This is a genomic window from Polynucleobacter sp. MWH-UH19D (genome assembly GCF_040409795.1).
Classification (GTDB): Bacteria; Pseudomonadota; Gammaproteobacteria; order Burkholderiales; family Burkholderiaceae; genus Polynucleobacter.
The window spans coordinates 1785486-1812409 of record NZ_CP099571.1; the positions used below are offsets into that span (position 1 = coordinate 1785486).

At 45.8% G+C, this 26924-nt stretch carries 24 protein-coding genes; 12 read left to right on the forward strand and 12 right to left on the reverse strand.

Translation table 11 applies throughout. From position 1 onward, the window contains the following. Nucleotides 1-7: 7 nt before the first annotated feature. Genes nudB through NHB34_RS09120 form a run of 9 tightly spaced genes read right to left on the reverse strand, consistent with a single transcriptional unit; the run spans nt 8 to nt 11197 of the window. A complete protein-coding gene (gene nudB / locus NHB34_RS09080) occupies nt 8-466 on the reverse strand; it encodes a dihydroneopterin triphosphate diphosphatase (RefSeq protein ID WP_353427316.1) in 459 nt (152 codons plus the stop codon). A gap of 20 nt (nt 467-486) precedes the next feature. Continuing rightward, nucleotides 487-2286 carry an aspartate--tRNA ligase gene (gene aspS, locus NHB34_RS09085; RefSeq protein ID WP_353427317.1) on the reverse strand — a complete coding sequence of 600 codons (1800 nt, stop codon included), beginning with the start codon at nt 2284-2286 and terminating at the stop codon, nt 487-489. Nucleotides 2287-2302: 16 nt separating this feature from the next. Beyond that, the gene (locus NHB34_RS09090) at nt 2303-2956 is read right to left on the reverse strand and encodes a DUF502 domain-containing protein (RefSeq protein ID WP_353427318.1); all 654 of its coding nucleotides are present in this window, start codon (nt 2954-2956) and stop codon (nt 2303-2305) included. A 51-nt stretch (nt 2957-3007) separates the two neighbouring features. After that, nucleotides 3008-4594, reverse strand: coding sequence for a ubiquinone biosynthesis regulatory protein kinase UbiB (ubiB, locus tag NHB34_RS09095; protein WP_353427319.1), 1587 nt, complete (start codon nt 4592-4594; stop codon nt 3008-3010). Between the two features lie 3 nt (nt 4595-4597). Then, the gene (locus NHB34_RS09100; protein WP_353427320.1) at nt 4598-5218 is read right to left on the reverse strand and encodes an SCP2 sterol-binding domain-containing protein; all 621 of its coding nucleotides are present in this window, start codon (nt 5216-5218) and stop codon (nt 4598-4600) included. Between the two features lie 54 nt (nt 5219-5272). Next, nucleotides 5273-6160 (reverse strand): Tim44-like domain-containing protein, encoded by an 888-nt coding sequence (locus tag NHB34_RS09105; RefSeq protein ID WP_353427321.1) that lies wholly within the window; start codon nt 6158-6160, stop codon nt 5273-5275. Between the two features lie 56 nt (nt 6161-6216). Continuing rightward, the gene (ubiE, locus tag NHB34_RS09110) at nt 6217-6960 is read right to left on the reverse strand and encodes a bifunctional demethylmenaquinone methyltransferase/2-methoxy-6-polyprenyl-1,4-benzoquinol methylase UbiE (RefSeq protein WP_353427322.1); all 744 of its coding nucleotides are present in this window, start codon (nt 6958-6960) and stop codon (nt 6217-6219) included. Next, entirely contained in the window at nt 6960-7358 is a 399-nt protein-coding gene (locus NHB34_RS09115) for a DUF971 domain-containing protein (RefSeq protein WP_353427323.1), read from the reverse strand. Before NHB34_RS09115 ends, ubiE begins: the two co-directional genes overlap by 1 nt. Then, on the reverse strand, nt 7358-11197 hold the full coding sequence (locus NHB34_RS09120) for an FAD/FMN-binding oxidoreductase (RefSeq protein ID WP_353427324.1): 3840 nt from the start codon (nt 11195-11197) through the stop codon (nt 7358-7360). The genes NHB34_RS09115 and NHB34_RS09120 overlap by 1 nt, the downstream gene beginning before the upstream one ends. 134 nt (nt 11198-11331) lie before the next feature. On the opposite strand from NHB34_RS09120, the gene ilvA reads away from it, so the two are divergent. From ilvA to queF, 3 genes are read left to right on the forward strand one after another with little or no spacing between them, the layout of a single operon-like run. Next, nucleotides 11332-12852, forward strand: coding sequence for a threonine ammonia-lyase, biosynthetic (ilvA, locus tag NHB34_RS09125; RefSeq protein ID WP_353427325.1), 1521 nt, complete (start codon nt 11332-11334; stop codon nt 12850-12852). 2 nt (nt 12853-12854) lie between these two features. Continuing rightward, nucleotides 12855-13769 carry a 5'-nucleotidase gene (locus tag NHB34_RS09130; RefSeq protein ID WP_353427326.1) on the forward strand — a complete coding sequence of 305 codons (915 nt, stop codon included), beginning with the start codon at nt 12855-12857 and terminating at the stop codon, nt 13767-13769. A 2-nt stretch (nt 13770-13771) separates the two neighbouring features. After that, nucleotides 13772-14599: an NADPH-dependent 7-cyano-7-deazaguanine reductase QueF gene (queF, locus tag NHB34_RS09135; RefSeq protein ID WP_353427327.1), complete on the forward strand. Its 828-nt coding sequence runs from the start codon at nt 13772-13774 to the stop codon at nt 14597-14599. 79 nt (nt 14600-14678) lie between these two features. Here the strand turns inward: queF and ssb are convergent, their stop codons facing one another. Further along, a complete protein-coding gene (gene ssb, locus NHB34_RS09140; protein ID WP_353427328.1) occupies nt 14679-15131 on the reverse strand; it encodes a single-stranded DNA-binding protein in 453 nt (150 codons plus the stop codon). Between the two features lie 90 nt (nt 15132-15221). After that, nucleotides 15222-16388, reverse strand: a complete 1167-nt coding sequence (locus NHB34_RS09145) for an MFS transporter (RefSeq protein ID WP_353427329.1) — start codon at nt 16386-16388, stop codon at nt 15222-15224. A 37-nt stretch (nt 16389-16425) separates the two neighbouring features. Between NHB34_RS09145 and uvrA the strand changes: the two genes are divergently transcribed. Beyond that, complete coding sequence (gene uvrA, locus NHB34_RS09150; RefSeq protein WP_353427330.1) at nt 16426-19320, forward strand: excinuclease ABC subunit UvrA; 2895 nt, start codon at nt 16426-16428, stop codon at nt 19318-19320. Nucleotides 19321-19354: 34 nt separating this feature from the next. Here the strand turns inward: uvrA and NHB34_RS09155 are convergent, their stop codons facing one another. Beyond that, nucleotides 19355-21337 (reverse strand): monovalent cation:proton antiporter-2 (CPA2) family protein, encoded by a 1983-nt coding sequence (locus tag NHB34_RS09155; protein ID WP_353427331.1) that lies wholly within the window; start codon nt 21335-21337, stop codon nt 19355-19357. An 11-nt stretch (nt 21338-21348) separates the two neighbouring features. Here NHB34_RS09155 and NHB34_RS09160 point away from each other — a divergent pair, with 11 nt between their 5' ends. The 8 genes from NHB34_RS09160 to hprK all read left to right on the forward strand — a co-directional run bounded on the left by NHB34_RS09160 (nt 21349) and on the right by hprK (nt 26921). Next, on the forward strand, nt 21349-22341 hold the full coding sequence (locus NHB34_RS09160) for a KpsF/GutQ family sugar-phosphate isomerase (protein ID WP_353427332.1): 993 nt from the start codon (nt 21349-21351) through the stop codon (nt 22339-22341). 22 nt (nt 22342-22363) lie between these two features. Beyond that, entirely contained in the window at nt 22364-22936 is a 573-nt protein-coding gene (locus tag NHB34_RS09165; RefSeq protein ID WP_353427333.1) for an HAD hydrolase family protein, read from the forward strand. Nucleotides 22937-22952: 16 nt separating this feature from the next. Continuing rightward, the gene (gene lptC / locus NHB34_RS09170) at nt 22953-23594 is read left to right on the forward strand and encodes an LPS export ABC transporter periplasmic protein LptC (RefSeq protein ID WP_353427334.1); all 642 of its coding nucleotides are present in this window, start codon (nt 22953-22955) and stop codon (nt 23592-23594) included. A 9-nt stretch (nt 23595-23603) separates the two neighbouring features. After that, nucleotides 23604-24155 (forward strand): LptA/OstA family protein, encoded by a 552-nt coding sequence (locus tag NHB34_RS09175; RefSeq protein ID WP_353427335.1) that lies wholly within the window; start codon nt 23604-23606, stop codon nt 24153-24155. Then, nucleotides 24152-24919: an LPS export ABC transporter ATP-binding protein gene (gene lptB, locus NHB34_RS09180; RefSeq protein ID WP_353427336.1), complete on the forward strand. Its 768-nt coding sequence runs from the start codon at nt 24152-24154 to the stop codon at nt 24917-24919. The genes NHB34_RS09175 and lptB overlap by 4 nt, the downstream gene beginning before the upstream one ends. 200 nt (nt 24920-25119) lie before the next feature. Further along, nucleotides 25120-25443, forward strand: a complete 324-nt coding sequence (gene raiA / locus NHB34_RS09185) for a ribosome-associated translation inhibitor RaiA (RefSeq protein ID WP_173956490.1) — start codon at nt 25120-25122, stop codon at nt 25441-25443. Nucleotides 25444-25476: 33 nt separating this feature from the next. Further along, nucleotides 25477-25938 carry a PTS sugar transporter subunit IIA gene (locus tag NHB34_RS09190; protein WP_353427337.1) on the forward strand — a complete coding sequence of 154 codons (462 nt, stop codon included), beginning with the start codon at nt 25477-25479 and terminating at the stop codon, nt 25936-25938. Continuing rightward, nucleotides 25935-26921, forward strand: coding sequence for an HPr(Ser) kinase/phosphatase (gene hprK / locus NHB34_RS09195; RefSeq protein WP_353427338.1), 987 nt, complete (start codon nt 25935-25937; stop codon nt 26919-26921). The genes NHB34_RS09190 and hprK overlap by 4 nt, the downstream gene beginning before the upstream one ends. Nucleotides 26922-26924 lie beyond the last annotated feature (3 nt).

Genomic DNA, 26924 nt, shown 5'->3' on the forward strand with positions numbered 1-26924 from the left:
TTGTATCTTATTCGCTTCTGTTTTGCTCTGCCGAGAAGAGTCTCATGATGGCTTCACCATTGCTACGAGAAAAACACCTCTTAGCGGCCTCTTCAAATGGCAACCATTCATAGGCAACATGCTCTCGTGGCGCCAACTGAATTTGAATACCATCAGGCACTTCAAGAGAGAACCAATGTTCAGTATTACGAGTAACGCCAGGAGCATATCGAAAGCGCCACTCAGGATAGATTTCATATTCAATATGGTGATGCATATCGCGCAGAGACCCACCTGGCAATTGGTCAACAGCGATACCCGTCTCTTCAAATACCTCGCGGGTTGCTGCCACAGATAAATCTTCGCTTGGTGAATCTAAGCTGCCAGTAACGGACTGCCAGAATCCCTCGCGATCAGCACGCTCTATCAATAAAACATCCCTATTCGATTTATAGATAACAACCAAAACCGAAATAGGGATTTTCAAGATCGATACTGCTTCCGCTTTTATGCTGCGGGGGCAGCTTGACGCAAGCGAATATGCAATTCACGTAACTGACGCTCATCCACTGGGCTTGGTGCTTGAGTTAACAAGCATTGTGCGCGTTGTGTTTTAGGGAATGCAATTACATCGCGAATTGATTCGGCCCCTGTCATCATTGTCACAATACGGTCCAAACCAAATGCGATACCGCCATGGGGAGGAGCGCCATACTGCAAAGCATCCAATAAAAAACCAAACTTAGCCTGCGCTTCTTCAGCACCAATCTTCAGCGCACGGAATACTTGGCTTTGAACTGCCTCTTGATGAATACGTACAGAGCCGCCACCGATTTCACTGCCGTTTAGAACCATGTCATAGGCTTTAGCTAAGCACTTGCCTGGATCAGTTTCTAGATACTGCATATGCTCATCTTTAGGGCTGGTAAACGGATGGTGGCAAGCAACCCAACGCGCCTCACCTTCGTCATAGTCGAACATAGGAAAGTCAACAACCCATAATGGCTTCCAGCCTTCAGTGAGGAGGCCGTGCTCTTTACCCCAAGCGGAATGACCAATGCGTAGACGCAAATTACCGATGGCATCGTTCACGATTTTTTCTTTATCAGCACCAAAGAAAATAATGTCGCCATCTTTTGCACCAGTGCGTTTCAAAATGCCTTCGATCGCTGCATCATGCAAATTCTTAACGATTGGTGATTGCAAACCGTTGCGGCCTTCCGCAACCGAATTAACCTTAATCCACGCCAAACCTTTGGCGCCATAAATGCCAACAAACTGGGTGTAATCATCGATTTCACTACGACTAATTTCAGCGCCACCAGGTACGCATAAACCAACCACGCGACCACCAGCTTGATTTGCCGCGCCTGAGAACACCTTGAAGTCAACATCTTTCATCAAATCCGTTAACTCGGTGAACTCAAAGTTCACGCGCAGATCAGGCTTATCGGAACCAAAACGCGCCATACCCTCTGAATAAGGCATCGTTGGGAATGGATTTGGCAATTCCACATTCAAGGTCTTCTTGAAAATATGGCGAATCATGTTTTCGAATAAGTCCCGAATCTCTAATTCACTCAAGAAAGCGGTTTCACAATCAATCTGAGTAAATTCAGGCTGACGATCTGCACGCAAATCTTCATCTCGGAAACACTTAGTAATTTGATAGTAGCGATCAAAGCCAGCAACCATCAACAACTGCTTAAACAATTGGGGCGACTGTGGCAAAGCAAAAAACTGGCCATCGTGCACGCGTGATGGCACTAAATAGTCACGTGCACCTTCTGGTGTGCTTTTAGTCAACATCGGGGTTTCAATATCAATAAAACCCGCATCATCTAAATAACGGCGGCACTCCATCGCAACCTTGTAGCGCAAACGCAAATTCTTTTGCATTTGGGGGCGACGTAAGTCCAGCACACGATGGGTCAAGCGTGTAGTTTCAGATAAGTTCTCGTCATCAATCTGAAATGGTGGCGTTACCGAAGCATTCAAAATCACTAAGCTGTGGCAGAGCACTTCAACCTTACCTGTTGCTAGATCATTATTTTCTGTGCCAGCAGGACGCGCACGCACAAGCCCTCTAATCTGAATACAGTATTCATTGCGCACCTGCTCTGCGAGCGCAAACATTTCTGGGCGATCCGGATCGCAGACCACTTGCACAAAACCTTCGCGGTCACGTAAGTCAATAAAGATCACGCCCCCGTGGTCACGACGACGATTGACCCAGCCTGAGAGTGTGACCTCTTGACCAATCAGCGCATCAGTTACTTGGCCGCAATTATGGCTACGCATTGACATAACAATTTCCTATAAATCAAAAATGGTGTGGCAACTCTTGAGAAGTCAATCCACTGGAATTATTTGGGGGAACAGAACCCATTGAAACAATGTGCTTCAGGGCCTCCTCTACGCTCATCTCCAATTCGATCGTTTGCGCACGAGGCACGATCATGAAAAAACCAGAGGTTGGATTTGGAGTCGTAGGTAAAAAAACATTCACATAACCTTCGCCCAACTTACTAGCAATCTCTTTAGCAGGATTACCGGTTTGAAAAGCAATTACCCAAGATTCAGAATGTGGGTAACGAATTAATAAGGCCTTACTAAAAGCCTGACCGCTACCGGAAAATAATGTTGAAGATACCTGTTGGACGCTGGAATAAATTGAACGCACAACCGGGATACGATTAACAAACTTATCCCAAACTTTCAGCCACCACTGCCCTGCAAAACTGATCGCCAAAACACCAGTCAACATAATGACTGCGACCACAATCAAAATGCCCACGCCTGGTAGTTCTCGGAAATGCTGAACATCTACTGCAGCATCGTGCGGAAGAACCATGATGATGGCGTGTATTACAGATCCAAACACGCCGTCGAGTAAACCCAAGCCCCATGCAATCACCCAAACTGTGATTGACAATGGTGCCCAAACCAAGATGCCAGCGATAAAGTATTTTTTCATGTCTTTGCCTAACCCGCTATTTTAGCGGGTTAGAGCCCAATCAGCGAAAGACTAATAAATGCCTAGGGTGATGATCAATATTCCGGCCAAAAACCCGCCAGTAAATAGCAAGAAACCTGCTAATAGACGATGATTGCGTCTTTCTTGTAGCAAAAGTGCCTTTAAAACCTCTAATTCAGCATTTTGGTCTTTTGCAGGGTGCCGGCTTTGAGCCAAACTGTCAGCAATTAAACGAGGTAAAGATGGCAAGATTTTGGCCCAAGTGGGCGCCTCTTGTTTTAGACCATCGATCAATCCCCGCCAACCTAATTGCTTACTTACCCACTTTTCTAAGATTGGCTTAGCAGTTTTCCATAGGTCTAGATCAGGGTCTAGTTGACGGGCAAGGCCTTCCACGTTCAAAAGCGTCTTTTGAAGCAAAGTTAATTGTGGCTGAATTTCCACCTTGAAACGACGAGAAGTCTGGAACAGGCGCATCAAGACAATACCCAATGAAATTTCCTTCAGGGGTCGATCAAAGTATGGCTCGCATACTGAACGAACTGCGCCCTCTAACTCTTCAACGCGAGTATTAGCCGGCACCCATCCTGACTCGATATGTAACTCAGCCACTCTGCGGTAATCTCGATTAAAGAAGGCCAAGAAGTTCAGCGCTAAATAATTTTTATCTGATTCACTTAAGGCGCCGACAATTCCAAAATCCAAAGAAATAAAACGTCCAAATGTTTCTGGCGCCAAGCTGATCATGATATTTCCTGGATGCATGTCTGCATGGAAAAATCCATATTCAAATACTTGCGTGAAAAAGATCTCTACACCATCCGCAGCCAATTTCTTAAAGTCGACACCAGCCGCCCGGAGCTCTGCAGTTCGCCCAATAGAAATGCCATCCATCTTCTCCATGACGATGACATTGGTATGACATAAATCCCAGTACATTTCCGGAATCATGAGTTTCGTGGAATCAGCAAAATGCCGACGTAGCTGACTAGCATTGGCTGCCTCGCGCATGAGGTCTAACTCATCATGCAAATAGGTATCAAACTCTGCGACGTTTTCACGAGGCTTTAAACGACGGCCATCTTCAGAGCTCTTCTCAATGATCTTTGCCAAGTCATACATCAATGCAAGATCACCCTCGATTACAGGCAATATTCCAGGACGCAACACTTTCACTGCAACAGATTGATTCTGCCACTCTGGATGCTTTTCGGTTCCCCGTAAAACACCTAGATGAACTTGCGCAACAGAGGCGCTAGCTACAGGACTCGCATCAAAACTCAGAAATGTTTCATCAATCGATTGCCCCAATGCTGTCTCTATTAGACGCATAGATTCTGCATTCGAAAACGGCGGTACTTGATCTTGTAACTTTGCCAACTCATTGGCTATATCTTCTGGCAATAAATCACGACGGGTTGATAGCACTTGGCCAAACTTCACAAATATCGGACCAAGCGCCTCAAGCGTTAAGCGAATCCGCTCACCTCTTGGCAGACTGGTTCCTGGTGAAGTCCAGCAAACTATCGTTAAGCAACTACGCCCAATGCCTGGCTTTAAAACATCGCGAAGAAGCGGTAATAAACCATAGCGCCACGCTGTAAAGAAAATGAATGAAAGACGAGCTATTCGGCGCACGATTTATTTACCCTTATGCTCGAGATGCTGAATACGTTTTTCTAAACGATCAACAGAATCGCGCAATTCGTGTAATTCAGATTTATGAATACTAAAGTCACGCATGTTCAACAGCACTTTTCTCTCTTCGCTAACATATTCCACTAGATTGTCTAGCAAATCCCCGGCCGCTGATTTGGTGGCTGAAATAAACTTCTTTCCATTCTGAACAGCAAAATGGGCAGGGGCATCACCAAAAACACGAGCCAAATCCTCCTCATACTCCCAACGTAATTGACCAGCCAATCGGCCAATCAATTGCGCTAAATCCGCATCACCGGTAATTTTTACAGCTTTAATTGCCTGCTCTTTGATATTTCCTGATCCACCGAGTAAATCACCAAGAGCTTTAGCGGGCACCTCTAAGGTCAAGCTTGGGCTCTCAATCTCTTTCAATGCCTCAAGGCGCCCAGCATCAGTAATGCGAAAAGCAAGCTGACCGACGGGCAATTGCAACAAAATTATTTTGCATGTATGTTTTGCCAATTCTGAGCAGGCCCAAGGTTCGCTCTCCAAAACATGATTGATGCCACGGCAAGCTACGGTAGCGGCAATTGTATGAGTAGAAGAAGAAAGCTTATTCATTGAGTGTAAAAAACCCGCACTAGTGCGGGTTTTCCGTTGGAAATTACCTTAAGCTTAAACCAACTGAGAGATACCGGCTAGTACCCAGCCTCCAGGCCCTTCTACCGGCTTGCTTAAGTTCCAAATTTCTGAGAAATCATCAGCTGGACCGCCAGGTTGCTCGCGAATGACCCCGCTAAATTGAACACTACAGAAATAATGCGCTTCATTAGTCTCAATCCCTAACAAGCGTGCATTAATCGTAATGACATCGGTTTGATTGGCAGCATCAACACGTCCAGCGAGATCTTGTGAAATTCTTGCAAACATCTCTGAGGTTGTGAATTCTTTTAAGGACTGCAAATCACCCTGATCCCAGGCTTTTTGCAAAGTCACAAAAAATTGTTTGGCGTTCTCCAAAAATGAACGCTCATCAAATCCTGGAGGCAGGGTTGATTGAAATTTTTCTGGATCAGTACCAACATCAGCAAATGCATTGGCAGCTGGAATAAATGCCGGTTCTTGTCTTGGTGTCTGACCGAGATTTGCACGCTGCATACCTGAGGGCGATACCACTGGCAACAATCTACGAATCAAGAACATCATGACAAAGCCAGCTAGCATTGCAATTAATAATCCCATTACCAGTGACGATGCCGCCTCACCCAAGCCAAAATGTGACAAAAGGTAACCAATACCAAGACCTGCGGCTAAGCCGCCCAAAATCCCGCCCATGCCACCAAAACGACTGGGTGCAGGCGCTTGTGGAGCAGCAGGAGCTGGGGCAGTTGGCTGAGCCTGCTGAGCAGGCTTTTGCGGAGGAGTAGCTTGTTTTTGAATTGGCGCACTTGGAGCACGACCCAAGCTTTTTCCTCCGCCTAGGCGAGCCGCCTCTACATGTCCAACACTTGCAAAAACCAAAGCGAGACTTACTAATGTTGCTCTAAAAAAATGCTGATTCATTTTGACTACCCCTTTAATCATTTCATTGGCATTTTTGTTAATGAAAGTACATTAAATCAGTATTTAATACCAATATGTAAGGCAACGATACCCCCAGTCATTCTGTGGGTTTCCACTTCATCAAAACTAACGTCCAACATCATTTGCTTGAGGGTATCTGCATCTGGGTGCATCCGAATCGATTCAGCCAAATATCGGTAGCTCTCTGAATCCTGCGCAATCTTTTCACCCAACCAAGGCAATACCTTAAATGAGTAAGCGTCATACACGGGCTGCAAAAATGCATCTGGCTTAGAAAATTCGAGCACCAATACACGACCGCCTGGCTTAATCACACGACACATTTCAGCCAGCGCCACTTCTTTATGAGTCATATTGCGCAAGCCAAATGCAACTGTCACCACATCAAAATGATTATTGGGGAAAGGAATTTTTTCTGCATCAAATTGCACACAAGGTAATGCGACGCCACGATCTAACAAGCGATCACGTCCAACACCAAGCATGGATGCGTTAATATCGCTTAACCAAACCTGAGCATCGGGATTACGACCCCATTCGGTTGCTTTAGCAAATGCAGCGGCAAGATCACCCGTGCCTCCCGCAATATCTAATATTTTTTGACCAGGGCGTACATTAGCGCGTGCAATCGTAATTTTTTTCCAAACACGATGCAAACCAAATGACATTAAGTCATTCATCACATCATATTTATTGGCTACCGAATGAAAAACTTCCGCTACTTTGCCAGCTTTTTCTGCTTCATCAACGCTTTGGTAACCAAAGTGGGTTTTGCTCATTAGTGACTTCCGCAAGAATGGCCATGAGAGTGGCCTGTTGTCGCCATTGGGGCATCACGATCAAGGCCAGCGGCCGCCAATTTATCTAAATGCTCCCGCCAGATTTGCTCTTGGTTCTCACACAAGAAACGTAGATACTCCCAAGAATACAAACCAGAATCATGCCCATCAGAAAATGTTGGCTTTAAGGCATAGTGGCCAACAGGCTCAAGACTAGAAATCAAAACATCGCGCTTACCTGTTTGCAAGGTTTCTTGACCAGGTCCATGACCCTGCACTTCAGCAGAAGGTGATACCACCCTCAATAGTTCAAATGGCAAGCGAAAAGTTTGACCATCTTCATAGGCAAGCTCAAGAACTTTAGATTGCTGATGCACCACTACATTACTTGGAATCATTAAACCAATACCCTTTCAATACCACCTTGGTTTGCCTTAGCAACATAGTCTTGCATCCAATTATCACCAAGCAATTTTTGCGCCATCTCCACCACAATGTAATCCGCAGTAGTCCCACTGTCAGCATTAAATCGTGACAAGCCTTGCAAGCAAGATGGGCAGCTAGTGAGCACCTTCACATCGCCCGTAAAGTCACCTTTGCGTAAATCATTTGCGCTCTTCTCCATCTCGATTTGCTTACGGAAGCGAACTTGAGTAGAGATATCAGGACGTGTTACGGCCAAAGTTCCAGACTCACCACAGCAACGATCATTCTTAGCAATCGCTTTGCCGTCTTCCAACTGAATCAGCTCGTTAACCGTCTTCAAAGGATCTTGCAACTTCATCGGTGAGTGACAAGGATCGTGATACATATACTTCACACCATTCACACCCGAGAGCTTCACACCCTTCTCCATCAGATACTCGTGAATATCAATAATGCGGCAACCCGGGAAGATCTGCTCAAACTGGTAGCCAGCAAGTTGGTCGTAGCATGTTCCACAAGACACCACGACTGTTTTGATATCCAGATAATTCAAAGTGTTAGCAACGCGGTGAAACAGTACGCGATTGTCTGTAATCATCTTCTCAGCTTTGTCAAAATCACCATTACCACGTTGCGGATAGCCGCAACAGAGATAACCTGGAGGCAATACAGTTTGCACACCGACATTCCAAAGCATTGCTTGGGTAGCTAAACCTACTTGAGAAAATAAACGCTCCGAACCGCAGCCAGGGAAATAAAATACCGCCTCGCTATCAGCAAAAGTGATCTTCGGGTCACGAATGATAGGCACATAGTTCGCATCCTCAATATCCAGCAGGGCGCGCGCAGTCTTCTTAGGCAGATTACCTGGCATCTTTTTATTCACAAAAAAGATAACTTGCTCTTTCACGCTTGGCTTACCTACTGTTGCAGGAGGATGTGCTGTTTGTTGTTTAGCAAACTTGCGCAATACATCATTACCAAGACGCTGCAATTTATAACCCCATCCAATCATTGTCTTACGCGCTAGGTGAATGGTGTCCGGGCTCGTTGCATTCAAGAAGAACATCGATGCTGCTGTTCCAGGGTTGAAGCGCTGTTGCCCCATCTTGCGCAATAAATTACGCATATTCATGGTGACATCACCAAAATCAATCTTGACGGGGCAAGGGGTTAAGCACTTATGGCATACGGTACAGTGCGCAGCAACGTCATCAAACATTTCCCAATGCCGAATCGAAACGCCGCGACGTGTTTGCTCTTCATACAAGAAAGCTTCAATCAATAATGAGGTAGCTAAAATTTTGTCGCGTGGACTGTAGAGCAAGTTCGCACGTGGCACATGTGTTGAGCAAACTGGTTTGCACTTTCCGCAACGCAAACAATCTTTGACGCTATCGGCAATCGCGCCAATATCGCTCTGCTGCATGATGATGGACTCGTGTCCCATTAAGCCGAAGCTAGGGGTATAAGCCATGCTCAAGTCAGCATGTGGCATGAGCTTACCTTTATTAAAGCGCCCTTCTGGATCCACACGATTTTTGTAACTGCGGAAATCCTTGAGCTCTGCTTCAGTTAGATACTCTAATTTTGTAATACCAATTCCGTGCTCACCAGAAATTACACCATCTAATGATCGCGCCAACTTCATAATGCGATCTACTGCACGATGCGCATCTTGCAACATCTCGTAGTCATCCGAATTCACTGGAATATTCGTATGCACATTACCGTCACCCGCATGCATATGCAAAGCAACGAATACTCGCTTGCGCAAAATATTTTTATGAATAGCTTCTAGCTCATTCAAAATCGGCTCAAAAGCTAAGCCGCCAAAAATAATGCGCAACTTTGAACGCACTTCTTCTTTCCAAGAGGCGCGCAGACTGTAGTTTTGTAGTTGCGGAAAATAGACATCCATATGCGCAAGCCAATCAGACCAACGCATCCGTACTTTTGCAATTAACTCTAAAGCTTGCTGAACACGGTCACCTAGGATCTCAGCCGTAGGAATTTCGTAATCTTCATCATTCTTTCCTAATGGCAATGCACTCTTCTTTAGGAAGGCTTCGAGACCATCCAAGACTTGAAGCTTATTCTTAAGCGAGAGTTCAATATTGATTCGATCAATACCATCGGTGTACTCTCCCATACGTGGCAATGGAATCACCACGTCTTCATTGATCTTGAATGCATTGGTATGCCGCGCAATTGCTGCTGTTCGGGCGCGATCTAGCCAAAACTTCTTACGGGCATCGGCACTTACGGCTACAAAACCCTCACCAACTCGCAAGTTGGCCATACGCACTACTTCACTCGTTGCTGCTGCAACTGCCTCTTCGTCGTCACCAGCGATATCGCCAATCAGCACCATCTTAGGCAAACTATTGCGCTTGGATTTTGTTGAATAACCAACTGCACGCAAGTAACGATCATCTAAATGCTCAAGACCAGCCAAGATTGGACCGCCTTGCTTACTTAGTGTCTCTAGGTAAGCCTTAATCTCAACGATGCTTGGAATTGCTTCACGTGCTTGACCGAAAAACTCTAGGCAGACAGTGCGCATGTATTTGGGCATACGATGTAAAACCCAAGTTGCACTTGTAATTAAACCATCACAACCTTCTTTTTGTACCCCAGGTAAGCCAGCTAAAAACTTATCGGTAACGTCTTTACCAAGGCCTTCTTTACGAAAACGTTTACCTTCTACCTCTAATATCTCCGTCTTCAAAATACGTTGGCCAGGCTCACTATTACCATCTGACCAAGTCAATTGAAAGCGAACTTTTTCAACATCATGAATCTTGCCAAGGTTATGCTCAAGGCGTTCTACATCAAGCCAGTTACCTTGTGGATCTACCATGCGCCAGCTGGCTAAGTTATCAAGAGCAGTGCCCCACAAAACAGCTTTCTTACCACCTGCGTTCATGGCGATATTGCCACCAATACAACTTGCATCAGCCGAAGTAGGATCGACAGCAAACACCAAGCCCGCATGCTCAGCAGCATCGGATACGCGACGCGTTACGACACCAGCGCCCGTGAAGATCGTTGAAACCTCATGATCGACACCCGGCAATTGCTTACTTTTAACACCGTCAATTTGTTGCAGCTTTTCGGTGTTGATCACAGCCGACATGGCGTACAAGGGAATTGCACCGCCCGTATAGCCTGTGCCTCCCCCGCGCGGAATAATCGTCAAACCTAGTTCCACACAAGCCTTTACCAAGCCAGGGATTTCAGATTCATAGTCTGGCTTAAGGACAACCAAAGGAAACTCAACGCGCCAGTCGGTTGCGTCAGTCACGTGTGCGGCACGCGATACACCATCAAAACAAATGTTGTCACTCGCAGTGTGACGGCCTAATTTTTTTCGAGCGCGCTTGCGAATTTGCTCAACTTCCTTAAAGCCGTTCTCAAAATTTTCAATGGCACGATAAGCGGCATTTAATAAAACTTCTACTTGTTCAGCAGAGTCGCCGCTGTTTCGCTTCTTCACTTCGCCCAGGCGGTGCCACAAAGCATCAATTAGTTGCTTACGACGATTGGGGTTATCAAGCAAGTCATCCTGCAAGAAGGGATTACGTTGAACTACCCAAATATCCCCAAGGATTTCAAACAACATGCGAGCTGAGCGACCAGTCCTACGAACGCCGCGCAAATCATTTAATACACGCCATGACTCCTCGCCCAAAAGGCGAATCACAATCTCACGATCGGAAAATGAGGTGTAGTTGTAGGGAATTTCTCGAAGCCTGGGCGAGCCCGCTTCAAAATCCTGCAACTGGTTTAAAGCCAATGGTGCGTTCATATCGACATATTTGATAAATATGCATTTTAATTGAGCTACCTCGATACTGGCAGGAAACCAAGAAAGTTGCCGACGAGGTATATAAACCCCTGAAAATCTAAGGGCTTAGAGCCTATCCGTGGTACGCTCATTGGATGGCAACGAACTATTTAAAGAAAATTTTATCGGCTCGCGTCTACGACGTGGCGAGAGAAACCGAGCTTCAATTCGCCCCAGAATTGAGCAAACGTTTGGGCAACCAAGTTTTACTCAAAAGGGAAGATAACCAGCCAGTCTTCTCATTCAAACTCCGAGGCGCTTACAACAAAATGGCGCATTTAACGCCAGAAGCCTTAAAACGTGGCGTTATCGCTGCTTCAGCAGGCAACCATGCTCAAGGTGTCGCACTAGCGGCGGCAAAAATGAAATGCAATGCCGTCATTGTGATGCCAGTAACTACACCAAGCGTCAAAATTGATGCCGTTAAATCCAGAGGCGGATCTTGGGTAGAAGTTATTTTGCATGGGGAATCCTATAGCGATGCCTTTCAATACTCAGAGCTTGTAGCTAAAAAACGTGGTCTCACTTTCGTTCACCCTTTTGATGATCCAGATGTGATTGCAGGCCAGGGCACTATTGCTCAAGAAATTTTTACGCAGCATACAAAGCCAATCGATGCCGTCTTTGTTGCTATCGGCGGTGGTGGACTGATTGCAGGTATTGGCGAATACGTTAAAGCCGTTAGTCCAAATACCAAAGTCATTGGCGTTCAAGCATCTGACTCCGATGCAATGAATCAATCGCTCAAAGCCAATAAACGCATTGAGATGAAAGATGTTGGACTATTCTCAGATGGCACTGCTGTCAAATTAGTTGGCAAAGAAACATTTCGTATATGTAAAAAAGTTGTTGATGAAATCGTTACGGTTGATACTGATGAAATCTGCGCAGCGATTAACGATGTCTTTACTGATACTCGAAGCATCCTTGAGCCAGCAGGTGCCTTAGCTATTGCCGGTATGAAGAAGTATGTGGAGAAAAAACGCATCAAGAAAAAAACTCTTGTTGCGGTTGCTTGTGGCGCCAATATGAATTTTAGTCGCCTGCGCTTCGTTGCAGAAAGAGCTGACGTAGGCGAATTCCGCGAGGCAGTGTTTGCGGTCACTATTCCAGAAGAGCGCGGGTCATTTAAGCGCTTTTGTGAATTACTTGGAAAGCGTAACGTCACAGAATTTAACTATCGCATCGGCGACCAAAGCGAAGCACATATTTTTGTGGGGATCAGCACTCAAAAAGCCGGTGATAGCGATGCAATTGCAAAGCATTTCCGCAAAGCAAAATTTGCAACCATTGATCTGACGCATGATGAATTAGCCAAATCTCATTTACGCCATATGGTGGGCGGTCACTCAGCCTTAGCAAAAGATGAGCTACTTTATCGCTTCGAATTTCCTGAGCGTCCAGGCGCATTAATGAAGTTTTTAACTAGCATGGCACCGAATTGGAACATTAGCCTTTTCCACTACCGGAATCACGGCGCTGACTACGGCCGTATTTTGGTTGGCATCCAAGTTCCAAAAAATGAGCAGAAGAAATTCCAGAAATTCCTAGCAACCCTAGGCTATCCACATTGGGATGAAAGCAATAACCCTGCTTATCGCTTATTCTTGAAATAACCATGTCTTACACGCTCACCGGAAAACTTGTCGTCGCGATCTCATCGCGCGCCTTGTTTGATTTCGAAGAAGAAAATCGCATCTTCGAATCCGCTGATGACAGTGCTTACATGAAGCTTCAGCTTGAGCGCTTAGGTATTGCCGCGCAAACGGGCGTTGCTTTTCCGCTGGTTAAGAAATTATTAGCGTTTAATGAAGCAGGCGAACAACGAGTCGAGGTAGTCATACTCTCTCGCAACGATCCCGTAAGCGGTTTAAGAGTATTCCGCTCTGCCGAACATCACGGCCTTCATCTTGAGCGCGGAGTTTTTACAAGAGGACGTCCGCCATACCACTACCTGCGGTCTTTGCATGCCAATCTGTTTTTATCGGCAAATGAGGATGATGTCAGAGCAACTATCGATGCTGGCTTCCCAGCGGCAAGAGTGTTCCCAGAATCTAGCAAGATTGCCGAGTCACATCCCAATGAAATTCGCATTGCATTTGACGGTGACGCAGTACTGTTCTCAGATGAAGCGGAGCAAGTATTCCAGAATAAAGGTCTTGAAGCTTTTGTCGACCACGAAAGCAAAAAGGTGGACATACCTTTGCCACCCGGCCCATTCAAGCCCCTGCTAGAAGCGTTACACAGGCTGCAACGCTCGACCAGCGAGAATGGTATGCGCATTCGTACTGCTTTGGTTACTGCACGTTCAGCTCCTGCACATGAACGTGCTATTCGCACCTTAATGGCCTGGGGCATAGATGTGGATGAGGCCATGTTTCTGGGCGGTTTATCCAAGAGTGAATTTTTGAGAGAGTTTGAACCAGACTTTTTCTTTGATGATCAAACGGGTCATTGCCAATCAGCCGCTTCTGTTGCACCAACAGGACACGTAGTCTCTGGCGTTTCCAATCAACCAAAAGTTCATAAGTAAGTATGGCGATACTTTCACTTGGGCAAGCAACTCAATATCCAGATCAATATGATCCAAGTTTGCTATTTCCCATCCCTAGAGCAGAGAATCGCGCCAAACTTGGCTTCAAAGATAGTCAAGCGCTGCCATTCGTAGGCGTTGATATTTGGAATGCTTTTGAACTCAGTTGGCTCAATAAAAAAGGGAAGCCTCAAATCGCACTCGCTGAGTTTCAGATTCCAGCCGACTCACCCAACATGATTGAATCTAAATCATTCAAGCTTTATCTAAACAGCCTAAACAACACGCACTTTGCAGATGAACATCAGCTTCGCGAACTCCTCATTAAAGATCTTTCTGCTGTTGCAGGAAGCAAAATCACAATACGCATTCAAGCGACTGAAGCCGTAGCCAAAAAAGGCATGCAAGAAATGTCTGGCGTTTTGCTCGATAGACTCGATATTGAAGTCGACCCAAATTTACCTGCAGATCCAAACTTACTGGGTATCAATGAGTCCTTTGGCCCAATAGAGCAATGTCTAGTTTCTCATTTGTTGAAATCGAACTGCCCCGTTACAGGCCAACCCGATTGGGCCAGCGTTCAAATTCGGTATCAAGGTCGACCCATTCTGGAAGAAGGTTTATTACGCTACCTCATTGGCTTTAGACAATTGGGTGAATTTCATGAGCACTGTGTTGAAACGATCTTCACCGATATCAAACGACAATGCAAACCAGAAAAATTGTCTGTGTATGCGCGCTATACTCGACGCGGTGGTTTAGATATCAATCCATTTAGAACAGATTACAACTCGCCTTGGCCCGACAACATTCGCCATGCTCGGCAATAAATAAAAAACCCCTCTAGAAATTTTCTGAGGGGTTTTTCTTATCAGTCATCAATCACTTAAATGACTTCTTGGTTTTCGCTTAAAACGGAATATCGTCATCCATCGCGCCTAATGAGGCAGCATTAGAAGCCGCTGGAGCTGGCTGCTCAGTAGACTTAGAACGACTATAGCTCTCGCCACTATCGCCACCACCAACTGGCTTGCCACCAAGCATTTGCATCGTTTCGGCAACGATTTCTGTGGAATATTTTTCTTGACCACTCGCATCGGTCCATTTACGTGTACGTAAACGACCCTCTACATAAACCTGAGAACCTTTTTTAAGGTACTGACCCGCAATCTCTGCAAGCTTGCCAAAGAAGGCAACACGATGCCATTCTGTGGTTTCTTTCATTTCGCCTGTTTGCTTATCTTTGTAGCGGTCTGAGGTTGCTACTGAAATATTGGTAACTGCGTCGCCGCTTGGCATATAACGCGTTTCTGGATCGCGCCCAACGTTACCTACGATGATGACCTTATTTACCGAAGCCATGTTGTCTCCCGAAGAAAATACTACTGTTATTGCTACTAAAAAATTGCTTTAATTAAAACGATAAAGCTACGGCTGTGTCTTGGTAACGAATTACTTTGAACTTGTTGCTTTCGCTGGCATTTCGCCCATCGACCATGCAATTATAAGCCAGCACACTAAGAGCGCGAGGCCCATCGTAAAGACCGATAAATCACCATGGCTATCCATGAGATAACCCCCTACAGCCGCTCCAGAAAATAATCCAATCGACTGAGTAGTGTTATACACACCCAGCGCCGTGCCCTTAGATTCTTTTGCAAATCGTGACACTAAAGAAGGTTGTAAAGCCTCTAATAAATTAAATCCTACGAAGTAAATTAAAAGCGCAACAGCGATCGACATTACAGAAGATGTTTTGGTAAACAAAAATTCTGCGACTAATAACAATCCGATTGCCAATAACAGGATGGTGCGCAATTTTTGTTTCTTCTCGCCAAAAATTAAAATGGGTGCCATTAGAAAAAATGACAACAACACTACTGGCAAATAAATTTCCCAATGCGATGCCAGGGGTAGACCTGCTTGAACTAACAAACGTGGTACCACTAAAAACATCGCAACCTGTGTTGCGTGAAGAACAAATACACCTAAATTGAGACGCATTAACTCAGGGCGTAAAAAAACTTCTTTTAACGAAGCTTGTTGAGTATTTGACGCTGGTTTATTGCTTGGTAATACAAAGTGTGTCACTAGCATCGCGGCAACGCCCAAGATTGCGAGGACAATAAAAATTCCACTCAAACTAATCAAGCGATAGATTGGCGCAGCAATCACCAGAGATAAAGCAAATGACAGAGCAATACTGCCGCCCACCAAGGCCATCGCTCGAGTCCGAACCTGTTCGCGCGTAAGATCTGCAACCCATGCAGAAATTGCAGCCGATACCGCACCTGCACCCATAATTCCACGGCCAATCGCAATCCAGAGCAAATTATCCTGAGCGGCACAAATTAGGGCGCCAGCGACAAACAAAGAAAGACCCCAAAGCACTACAGGCTTGCGCCCAATACGGTCAGAAAGACGCCCCAAGGGGATGTAAAAGCAGGCCTGAACAATATTAAAAATGCCGAGGGCCAAGCCCACCCATAGGGCATGCTCCCCACCTGGTAAGCCGCGTGCATGAATACTAAAAACCGGCAAGAGCAGGAAAAGGCCCAACATTCGCAAGCCAAATATGCCTGCTAAAGCCAGAGTGGAGCGAAGTTCAGAAGGATTCATGGGAAAGAGCTATATTAACAAGTTACGCTAAAAAATCATGAATAACGAAATCAAGATCCGCGGTGCCCGCACCCATAACCTCAAAAACATCAATCTGGACATTCCTAGAGAGAAGCTAGTCGTCTTAACCGGCTTATCTGGCTCTGGAAAAAGCTCGCTTGCTTTTGATACGCTCTATGCAGAAGGTCAACGACGTTACGTAGAGTCACTATCGGCATACGCCCGTCAATTTTTGCAGTTAATGGAAAAACCTGACGTCGATACGATCGAGGGCCTATCTCCTGCCATCTCCATTGAGCAAAAAGCGACCAGCCACAACCCACGGTCTACCGTTGGCACCGTCACAGAAATTCATGATTACCTACGCCTTCTGTTTGCGCGTGCAGGAACACCACATTGCCCCGAGCATGATCTTCCATTAGAGGCGCAAAGCGTTTCGCAAATGGTAGATACGGTATTGGCAATGCCCGAGGACACCAAGCTCATGATCCTTGCTCCTGTCGTCAGCGAGCGCAAAGGTGAGTTTGTTGATTTCTTCCAGGACCTCCAAGCCCAAGGCTTTGTCCGCTTTCGAGTACGCTCTGGCGGCGGCACTGCAAATGCAGCTAAAGCAGAAATCTTTGAAGTAGATCAACTACCAGCACTCAAAAAGAACGACAAGCACTCAATTGAGGTTGTAGTCGATCGCATCAAAGTTCGACCTGATATACAACAACGTCTTGCTGAATCCTTTGAGACTGCCCTGCGCTTAGCTGATGGTAAAGCCATGATTGTCGACATGGATACCGGCAAAGAGATGATTTTCTCCAGCAAGTTTGCTTGCCCAGTTTGTTCGTATTCCCTACAAGAGTTAGAACCGCGTCTTTTTTCTTTCAATAATCCAATGGGTGCTTGCCCTTCATGCGATGGTCTTGGTCACCAATCTTTCTTTGATCCAAAACGTATCGTTGCGCACCCGGATTTATCCCTTGCATCGGGCGCCATTAAAGGCTGGGATCGACGCAATCAGTTTTATTTCAAACTATTACAAACCCTCGCTAAACATGGTGGCTTTGATGTTGAAAAACCATTTGAATCTCTATCTAAGAAACAACAAGATTTGATCTTGTTGGGATCTGGTGATGTCACCATACCATTTGAGTACATTAATGAGCGTGGCAAAAATACCATTCGTGAGCATGCATTCGAGGGTATAGTTGCCAACTTTGAGCGTCGCTATCGAGAAACTGATTCCGTCACTGTTCGTGAAGAGCTTGCTCGTTATCAGAATATTCAAACCTGCCCTGAATGCAGTGGCAGTCGTTTGCGCAAAGAAGCGCGCTTCGTTAGAGTGGGTGAGAAAAAACAGTCACGCGCTATTTATGAAATCAGCGCGCTCCCATTAAAAGAAGCAAAAGAATATTTTGAGGCTCTTGAACTGAAGGGCGCCAAAAAAGAAATTGCTGACAAGATTGTTAAAGAAATCAGCGCACGCCTACGCTTCTTAAATGATGTAGGTCTTGACTATCTGTCGCTTGAGCGCAGCGCAGACACACTCTCAGGCGGGGAAGCACAGCGTATTCGCCTTGCAAGCCAGATTGGCTCGGGGTTAACTGGCGTAATGTATGTGTTAGATGAACCATCCATTGGATTACATCAACGCGATAACGATCGCCTCATTGGCACCCTCAAGCATTTGCGTGACCTAGGCAATAGTGTTCTAGTGGTCGAACATGATGAAGACATGATTCGCGCATCAGATTGGGTAATCGATATTGGCCCAGGTGCCGGCGTTCATGGCGGCGAGATTGTTGCAGAAGGTACACCCGAGGAAGTTGAAGCCGATACCAATTCTCTGACAGGCGCCTATCTTGCTGGGCGTGAAGCAATTCAAGTCCCAGAAAAGCGCATTCCTGTTAACGATCGTTTCCTGGAAATCATAGGCGCACGTGGTAATAATTTGCAATCCGTGCACGCCAAGATTCCAGTCGGACTACTAACTTGTGTCACTGGAGTCTCAGGCTCAGGCAAATCCACCTTGATCAATGACACCCTTCATCATGCGGTGGCACAACACTTGTATGGTTCAAGTGCCGAGCCCGCTGCACACGATGCCATCAAAGGCCTAGAACATTTTGACAAAGTCATTAGCGTAGATCAATCACCGATTGGTCGTACACCGCGCTCAAATCCAGCCACCTACACCGGCCTTTTCACACCTATTCGCGAGCTCTTCGCAGGGGTACCTGCCGCGCGTGAACGCGGTTACGAAGCTGGCCGCTTCTCCTTTAATGTCAAAGGTGGTCGATGTGATGCTTGTGAAGGTGATGGCGTTCTCAAAGTAGAAATGCATTTCTTGCCAGACGTATATGTGCCTTGTGATGTCTGCCATGGCAAGCGCTATAAGCGTGAAACACTAGATATACGTTACAAAGGAAAAAATATTCATGAAGTGCTCTCAATGACAATTGAGCAGGCGCATGAATTCTTTGAGGCTGTTCCCGTTGTTAAACGAAAGCTAAAAACACTTTTAGATGTCGGCTTAGGTTATGTTCAACTCGGGCAGAGTGCCACAACTTTGTCGGGTGGCGAAGCACAACGCGTAAAACTCTCATTAGAGCTTTCTAAGCGAGACACTGGCAGAACTCTTTACATCTTAGATGAGCCAACCACTGGTTTACATTTTCATGATATTCAGTTGCTTTTAACTGTTATCCAAACACTCAAGAAACAAGGCAATACGATTGTCATCATCGAACATAATCTTGATGTCATTAAGACCGCTGATTGGATTATTGATTTGGGACCCAAAGGTGGCGCAGGTGGCGGACAAATTATTGCAACTGGTACCCCTGAAGAAGTGGCCAAAAATGATGCGAGTTTTACTGGATATTATTTGGCGCCGCTCTTAAATCGTAAAACCAATATAAGCACTGCCAAAAAGAAAAAGTAGGTGGCGATATTTGCCATCTACTAAAAATAAATGCTCAAAGTAATTTAGCTTCGGCTAGATCAATTGCCTCTGAATTTCCAGAGATCACTAAGATATCGTTTGCTAGAAGCACTAAATCGGCAGCAAGCGTCAGTTTGCTGTAGTCAGCATTATGTCCTTTGCGACGAACAGCTTGAATACTAACCCCATCATCTTCTAGATTAAGCTCTGATAAAGTTTTGCCAACAGCTTGTGAATTTGGTAACAAGGTAATCGAGTGTAAGCGCCAAGATTCATTTGAACCAAAATCGTCATCACCCGAACCCCGGAAGTAGCCCCTCAACAAACTGTAGCGCTCCTCACGCGCAGTCGTAATCCGTCGCACTACTTTACGCATGGGCACACCCATAATGAGCAAGACATGCGATGCAATCATCAAGCTACCTTCAATTAATTCGGGCACCACCTCAGTCGCACCTGCTGCTTGTAGCTTAGCTATATCAGCATCATCTTTTGTGCGAACCAGCACCGTCATACCAGGGCGTAAATGCTCAACCTGACGCAATACTCTTAAGCTAGCAGTGGTGTCGGCATAAGTAATAACAACCGTTTTTGCTCTTGAAAGACCAGCCGCTGTTAGATAATTTTCACGGCTAGCATCGCCATACACAACGTTGTCGCCAGCTGCAGCAGCCTCTTTCACACGATCAGGATCCAAGTCCAAAGCAATATAAGGAATTTTTTCTTGGTCAAGCATACGAGCCAAACTTTGACCAGATCGACCAAAACCACAAATAATGACGTGATTTTCATTGCGCACACTTTTCGCAGCAACCCGTGTTAATGCCAGTGACTGCAAGAGCCACTCGTTACTTGAGAAGCGCATTGCAATACGGTCGCTGTATTCAATCAAGAATGGCGCGCAAAACATAGATAGCAACATTGCAGCGAGAATAGCTTGACTCATGATGGGATCAATCAGATCTAATCCGTCGATTTGTGTAAGCAACACAAAACCAAACTCGCCAGCCTGAGCAAGACAAAGTCCAGTTCTTATTGATATGCCGGCGCTCGAACCAAATGCTTTTGAAAGTAAAGCGATGAGGCCAAATTTAAATACTAAAGGTCCAATCAGTAAGGCGATGACTAACACCCATTGCTCACGAATCACATTAAAGTCAAGCAACATGCCAATCGTAATAAAGAAGAGTCCCAACAGAACATCGCGGAATGGTTTGACATCTTCTTCAACCTGATGGCGATACGGCGTTTCTGAAATCAACATGCCCGCCAAGAATGCTCCTAAAGCTAGCGATAAACCAAAGTGCTCAGTCAGGGCTGCCATTCCAAGCACAATCAATAACAGATTGAGCATGAATAATTCTTGTGAGCGCAACTTCGCAACCAATCTAAACCAATGGCTCATTAACGATTGGCCAATAAAGAAAATCAGCGTTAAGGCAACAGTGATTTTGATGGAAGCAGTGGTCAGTGCCACAAAAAGATCTTTTGGATTTTTCCCTAAAGATGGCAACAAGATCAATAGAAAAACCACAGCCAAATCTTGAAATAGCAAAATCCCGACAACATTACGACCATGTTCTGTCTCTAGCTCTGCACGATCAGAAATCAATTTGGTCACAATGGCTGTAGATGACATTGCTAGAGCACCGCCCAATGCAATTGCCGCTTGCCATGAAATCGGATAAATCCAATTCATCAATAAGCTAGCGGGTACTGCCAACACCATCGTCAAAATGACCTGGCTGCCGCCCAAGCCAAATACGATATTTCGCATTGACCTGAGCTTGTGCAGATTAAATTCCAGCCCAATTGAGAACATCAAAAAGACCACCCCAAATTCGGCTAAATACTTCACCGTAGCGCTATCGCTTGCCAAGCCTAGGGCATTTGGGCCAATCAGCACCCCAATGGCTAAGTACCCCAAAATAGGGGGTAAGCCAAAATAGCGGAAAATAACTACTCCAGCCACACCAGAGGCTAAGAGAATGAGAGTTAACTGAAGGACTGACGGCATATACTTACTCGATGATAGCTAAGACTCGTGAACGTACCCTAAAGCTTGCCCGCGATACCCTCACTATCGAGGCTGCTGCACTGCAAACAATGCGTGATCGCCTAGAGGGCGTCAACGCAGATACCCTAATCCACGCGGTGGAATTGCTCCATAACTGTAAGGGCAGAATTGTGGTCTCCGGAATCGGAAAGTCGGGACATATTGCCCGCAAAATTGCTGCCACATTTGCCTCAACTGGTTCACCTGCCTTTTTCGTTCACCCTGCTGAAGCCAGCCATGGTGACTTAGGCATGGTTACTCGTGAAGATGTATTTGTAGCACTCTCTAATTCTGGTGAAACCGATGAGTTACTCACGATTGTTCCAATCGTCAAACGCACTGGCGCAAAATTAATTGCGCTGACTGGCGCGCCGAATTCTTCTCTGGCAAAACTAGCGGATGCACATATCGATACCAGCGTAGAGAAAGAAGCATGTCCGCTCAATCTTGCGCCAACCACAAGCACCACTGCAGCTTTAGCAATGGGAGATGCCCTAGCAGTGGCTTTGCTTGATGCGCGCGGCTTTCAAGCAGAAGACTTTCAACGTTCACATCCTGGTGGCCGCTTAGGCCGCAAGCAATTGATGCACGTCAGCGAAGTCATGAGAAGCTTAGATGACACGCCAAAAATTTCAATTCAGGCATCCCTGCAAGACGCGCTACTGGAGATGACTGCAAAACGCATGGGTATGGTGGTTATTCTTGATGAGAGCAATAAGGTGTTTGGGATTTTGACTGATGGCGATTTACGACGCTTACTTGAGAAAAATACCGACCTGAGTAACATCACTCTTAAAAACGCTACGACCTCTAGCCCAAGAACGATTCCATCTGAGTTGTTAGCGGAAGAAGCAATTGAGATGATGGAAAAACATCGCATCAATCATTTAGTGGTTACAGATAAAGCGGGTCTTTTACTTGGTGCACTGAACTTACATGATCTTTTTGCTGCAAAAGTTATTTAACCTAGCCACTTGATTGATTTTCATGCCAAGCGCTTTCAATACCCACAATACAAATCCTCTGTCGAACTACCCACAAGCATGGGAACGCGCTAGCAAAATTAAGTTATTGGTTTTGGATGTAGATGGGGTACTCACAAACGGTCAGGTTTGGATTGGTGCGGATGGAAAAGAATCCTTAAAAGCATTCGATATTCAAGACGGTCTAGGCATTAAGTTACTAGAGCGATGCGGCATTGCTACTGCGATTATTACTGGCAGAAACTCCAAGATGGTACTAGCTCGATGCGACGAGCTTGGCATCAAATATGTGCATATGGGTGTTGAAAATAAGGCGCTTGCTCTTGAAGAAGTACTCAAGACACTCGGGCTAAATACATCCGATTGCGCCGTCATGGGTGACGATTGGCCAGACTTAGCGATGATGCGACAGGCAGGCCTGCGCATTGCGCCAGCTCAAGCTCATGAAGCAGTTAAGGAGTTTGCACATTTTGTGACTTCACGAACTGGTGGTAACAGTGCCGTAAGAGAAACATGCGATCTGATTCTCAAATCCCAGAATCGATACGAAGAACTTCTCAATAAAGCTCGTAATTAAAACTAGTTATTTCTTAATGCAATTAAATTCTCGACAAATCAAATTGAGCATCGGTCGCACACTATTGCGTCTAATGCCCTTGATATTGATGGGAACACTAACCTTAATTACTTTTTGGTTAGTTCGCAAAAATACTCCGCCTGAGCACTCTAAGTTAGAGCGCGTCCGCCTGCATGAGCCTGACTACATTATTCAAAATGGCACTCTTTCAGCATTGAACGAACAAGGCAGTACAAAGTACCGCATTTTGGGCGATAAGGTCACCCACTACGATGACGATGCTTCGATTGATATTCTCTTACCCCGTATGAGGCTCTTTCAACCAAATAAAGCGCCCGTTACTGTCAAATCAAATACTGGGCATTTGGATGGCGACCTGACGATCTTGGAATTATTTGATAACGCATCGATCTATCGACCACCTCAGGCAGCGACCGCAACCGAACCAGCTACTCTACGAATGCTAGCGTCTTCGAGCTACTTTAAAGTTCGCATTAACGATGACATCGTTCAAACAGATAAACCGATTACGCTTGAACAAGGCATGTCAGTGATGCACTCTACCGATGGCGGCATATTTGACAATATTCAGCAAAGCATGACTTTGTCAGGGCAGGTAAAAGGTCGAATTGAGCGCGTGCCACGCAATGGGCAATAAAATAACCCCATGATTCGACTCTCAATCATTTGTTCTGCTCTTTGTCTCTCTTTCTGCGTTGGGTCCACCCATGCAGAAAAGGCTGACCAAAATAAGCCTGTCATTCTTGAAGCAGAGAGCGTTTCGGTAAATGATGTACAACAGATTTATGACCTCAAAGGTCAAATCTTATTAATCAAAGGTAGCATCGTTGTTACAGGAGACGATGGTCACATCCAAGTAGATCCTGAGGGCTATGAATTTGTTGATGTCAAAGGAACTCCTGAGACAGCAGCAAGCTTCAGACAAAGAAGAGAGGGTGCAGCCGATGAGTTTATGCAAGGGCATGGCACTCAAGTCTCCTACAATGCAAAAACAGAATTACTCACTATCACAGGCGATGCCCGATTAAAACGTTTACTCAATATGCAGATGCTTGATCAACTGCAAGGCTGGAAAATTGAATACGATGACATTACTGAACGCTATCGAGTAACCCCGCCATCTAACGCAAAACCAGATGACCTCCCCTTGGCAAGAGCAGTGCTATCACCAAGACGTAAAGCAACATTAGAAAAATGACAACAGACCAAGCCCAAGATCACTCAACCGCAACACTTAGTGCCCATAAACTACAAAAACGTTATGGCTCTAGAACGGTTGTGCGAGACGTTTCTGTAGAAGTGAAATGCGGCGAAGTGGTTGGACTGCTAGGCCCAAATGGTGCTGGCAAAACTACCTCCTTCTATATGATTGTTGGCTTAGTTCCGCTTGACGGCGGTCAAATCGTGTTGGATGGCAAAGACATTACGCATTTACCCATTCATGAGCGCGCCCGCATGGGTCTGTCCTATTTGCCTCAAGAGGCCTCTGTTTTTAGGAAACTCAATGTGGCCGAAAACATTCAAGCTGTTCTTGAGCTGCAGGTTCAGGGCGGCAAGCCATTGAGCAAAGCGGAGATCGCAAATCGATTAGACGAACTCCTAGGGGAACTTCAAATCGGTCACCTGCGCAATAATCCAGCCTTATCCCTTTCTGGCGGTGAACGCCGGCGCGTGGAAATTGCCCGCGCTTTAGCTTCACAACCTAAATTCATTTTGCTGGATGAGCCATTTGCCGGGGTTGACCCCATTGCCGTTGGGGAAATTCAGCGCATCGTTCGCTTTTTAAGAGACCGGCAGATAGGTGTCCTAATTACCGACCACAATGTTCGGGAGACTCTGGGTATTTGTGATCATGCCTACATCATTAGCGAAGGCAGTGTTTTGGCGGAAGGCCAGCCAGATCAAATCATCGAAAATGACGCGGTTCGTCGAGTGTATCTAGGCGAAAACTTCAGGATGTAATTCCCCAAGCTTGTGCAAAGCATAGGGCTTCTATCCGTATAAGTAATAAAAAATTGATTCCCCTCTTGGATTTCGGCAAATTCGCTGATACGCTGGAGGTTCATGCATTACTTCTCAAAAAAAAACAGCTCAAATTTCACAGGGGCATGCTGCGCACCCCAGGTATAGCCATGCGCAGGCTTTGATATAAGGAGTTGCTAATGAATTTAAAAATTAATAGCCGTCATGTTGAAGTTACGCCCGCCATGCGCACGCACCTTGAGGCTGGCTTAGCGAAAATTCGAAAGCACTTTGATCATGTCATTGACGCCTCAGCATTCTTGGTGGTTGATAACGCCAAGGAAAAGGATTTGCGCCAAAGCGCTGAGATCACTATCCACCTCAAGGGTAAAGAATTATTTGCAGAAGCTCATAACGCCGATCTTTATCACGCCATGGACGCCGTTGTTGACAAACTGGAACGCCAAGTAGTGAAACACAAGGAAAAGATCCAGGACCATCATCACGAGAAGCGTTTTGAGTGATAACCCGTGTCAGGACACCTATAATCAATTCCAATGAATGCCCTGACGAATCTTTTCACCCCTGACTGCATTGCATTAGATAACCCTGCTAAAGATAGGGCTGATGCTTTTGCAGCCGCTGGGGATCTGTTTGCTAAGCAAATTGGTATCGATGCAAACTCAGTGATTGAGTTTTTAAATGCTCGGGAAGAATTAGGCTCAACCGCCCTTGGCGCTGGAGTTGCAATTCCACACGGTCGAGTAAAGGGATTAAAACAGCCAGCGGCTGCCTTGATTCGCCTCAAAGATCCAATTGAATTTGCCGCACCCGATGGTGAGCCGGTTAAAACCCTCATATTTCTTCTGGTGCCCGAGAAAGCAACACAGCAACACCTCGAGATCTTGTCATCAATTGCTCAACTATTATCCGATGCAGATATTCGCGAAACGTTAAGCACCTCTACCGATAGAACAAAAGTTTGTGAGCTCTTGCAGAATTGGGGCAATACAAAATGACACAGCCTTTACTCCTAGATGGGGTAACTGCTCAGCAGATTTTTGATGACAACGTCTCTGACCTCAAACTCTCTTGGATTGGCGGGCTTGAAGGTGCTGACCGAACCTTTCCACCCGAAGCCGTCAAGGCAGCTGCCGCCAGCTCTGACCTAGTAGGTCACTTAAACCTCATTCACCCTAGTCGTATCCAAATTTTCGGTGAACAAGAAGTTGATTACCACGCAGCCTTAGATCCCAAACAGAAACAAGAACAAATTGCCAGCCTGATTTCAAAAACGCCACCTTGCGTCATTGTGGCCGATGGTAAATCCGTTGACCCAGATTTGCAATTATTCTGCCAGCGCTCCTCAACACCATTATTTACAACTCAAGTTTCAGCAGCAGAGGTGATTGACCATCTGCGCACTTATCTCACCAAAATTGGCGCCCCGCAAATTACTATGCACGGGGTCTTCATGGATATTTTGGGATTGGGCGTCTTGCTTACTGGCGAATCCGGATTAGGCAAAAGCGAGTTAGGTCTCGAACTGATTTCGCGTGGCCATGGTCTAGTTGCTGATGACGCCGTTGATTTTGCACGTCTTGGCCCTGATTACATCGAGGGTCGCTGCCCAGTTATTCTGAGAAATCTACTTGAGGTACGCGGTCTTGGCTTGCTCGACATTCGCACCATTTTTGGTGAGACAGCAGTGCGCCGCAAATTAAAGTTACGCCTGATCGTACAGTTGGTTCGTAGAACCGATGGTGAATTTGAGCGACTTCCACTGGAAGCTCAACACATTGACGTTTTGGGTGTGCCAATTCGAACCGTCAAAATTCAAGTGGCAGCAGGTCGAAATCTAGCCGTTCTAGTTGAAGCAGCGGTTCGCAATACGATCTTGCAATTACGCGGAATAGACACTCTCAAAGAGTTTATTGAGCGTCAACGTATTCAAATGAATTCAGAAACAGATTTAACGAAATCTCAAGGGCGACTACTTTAAGTC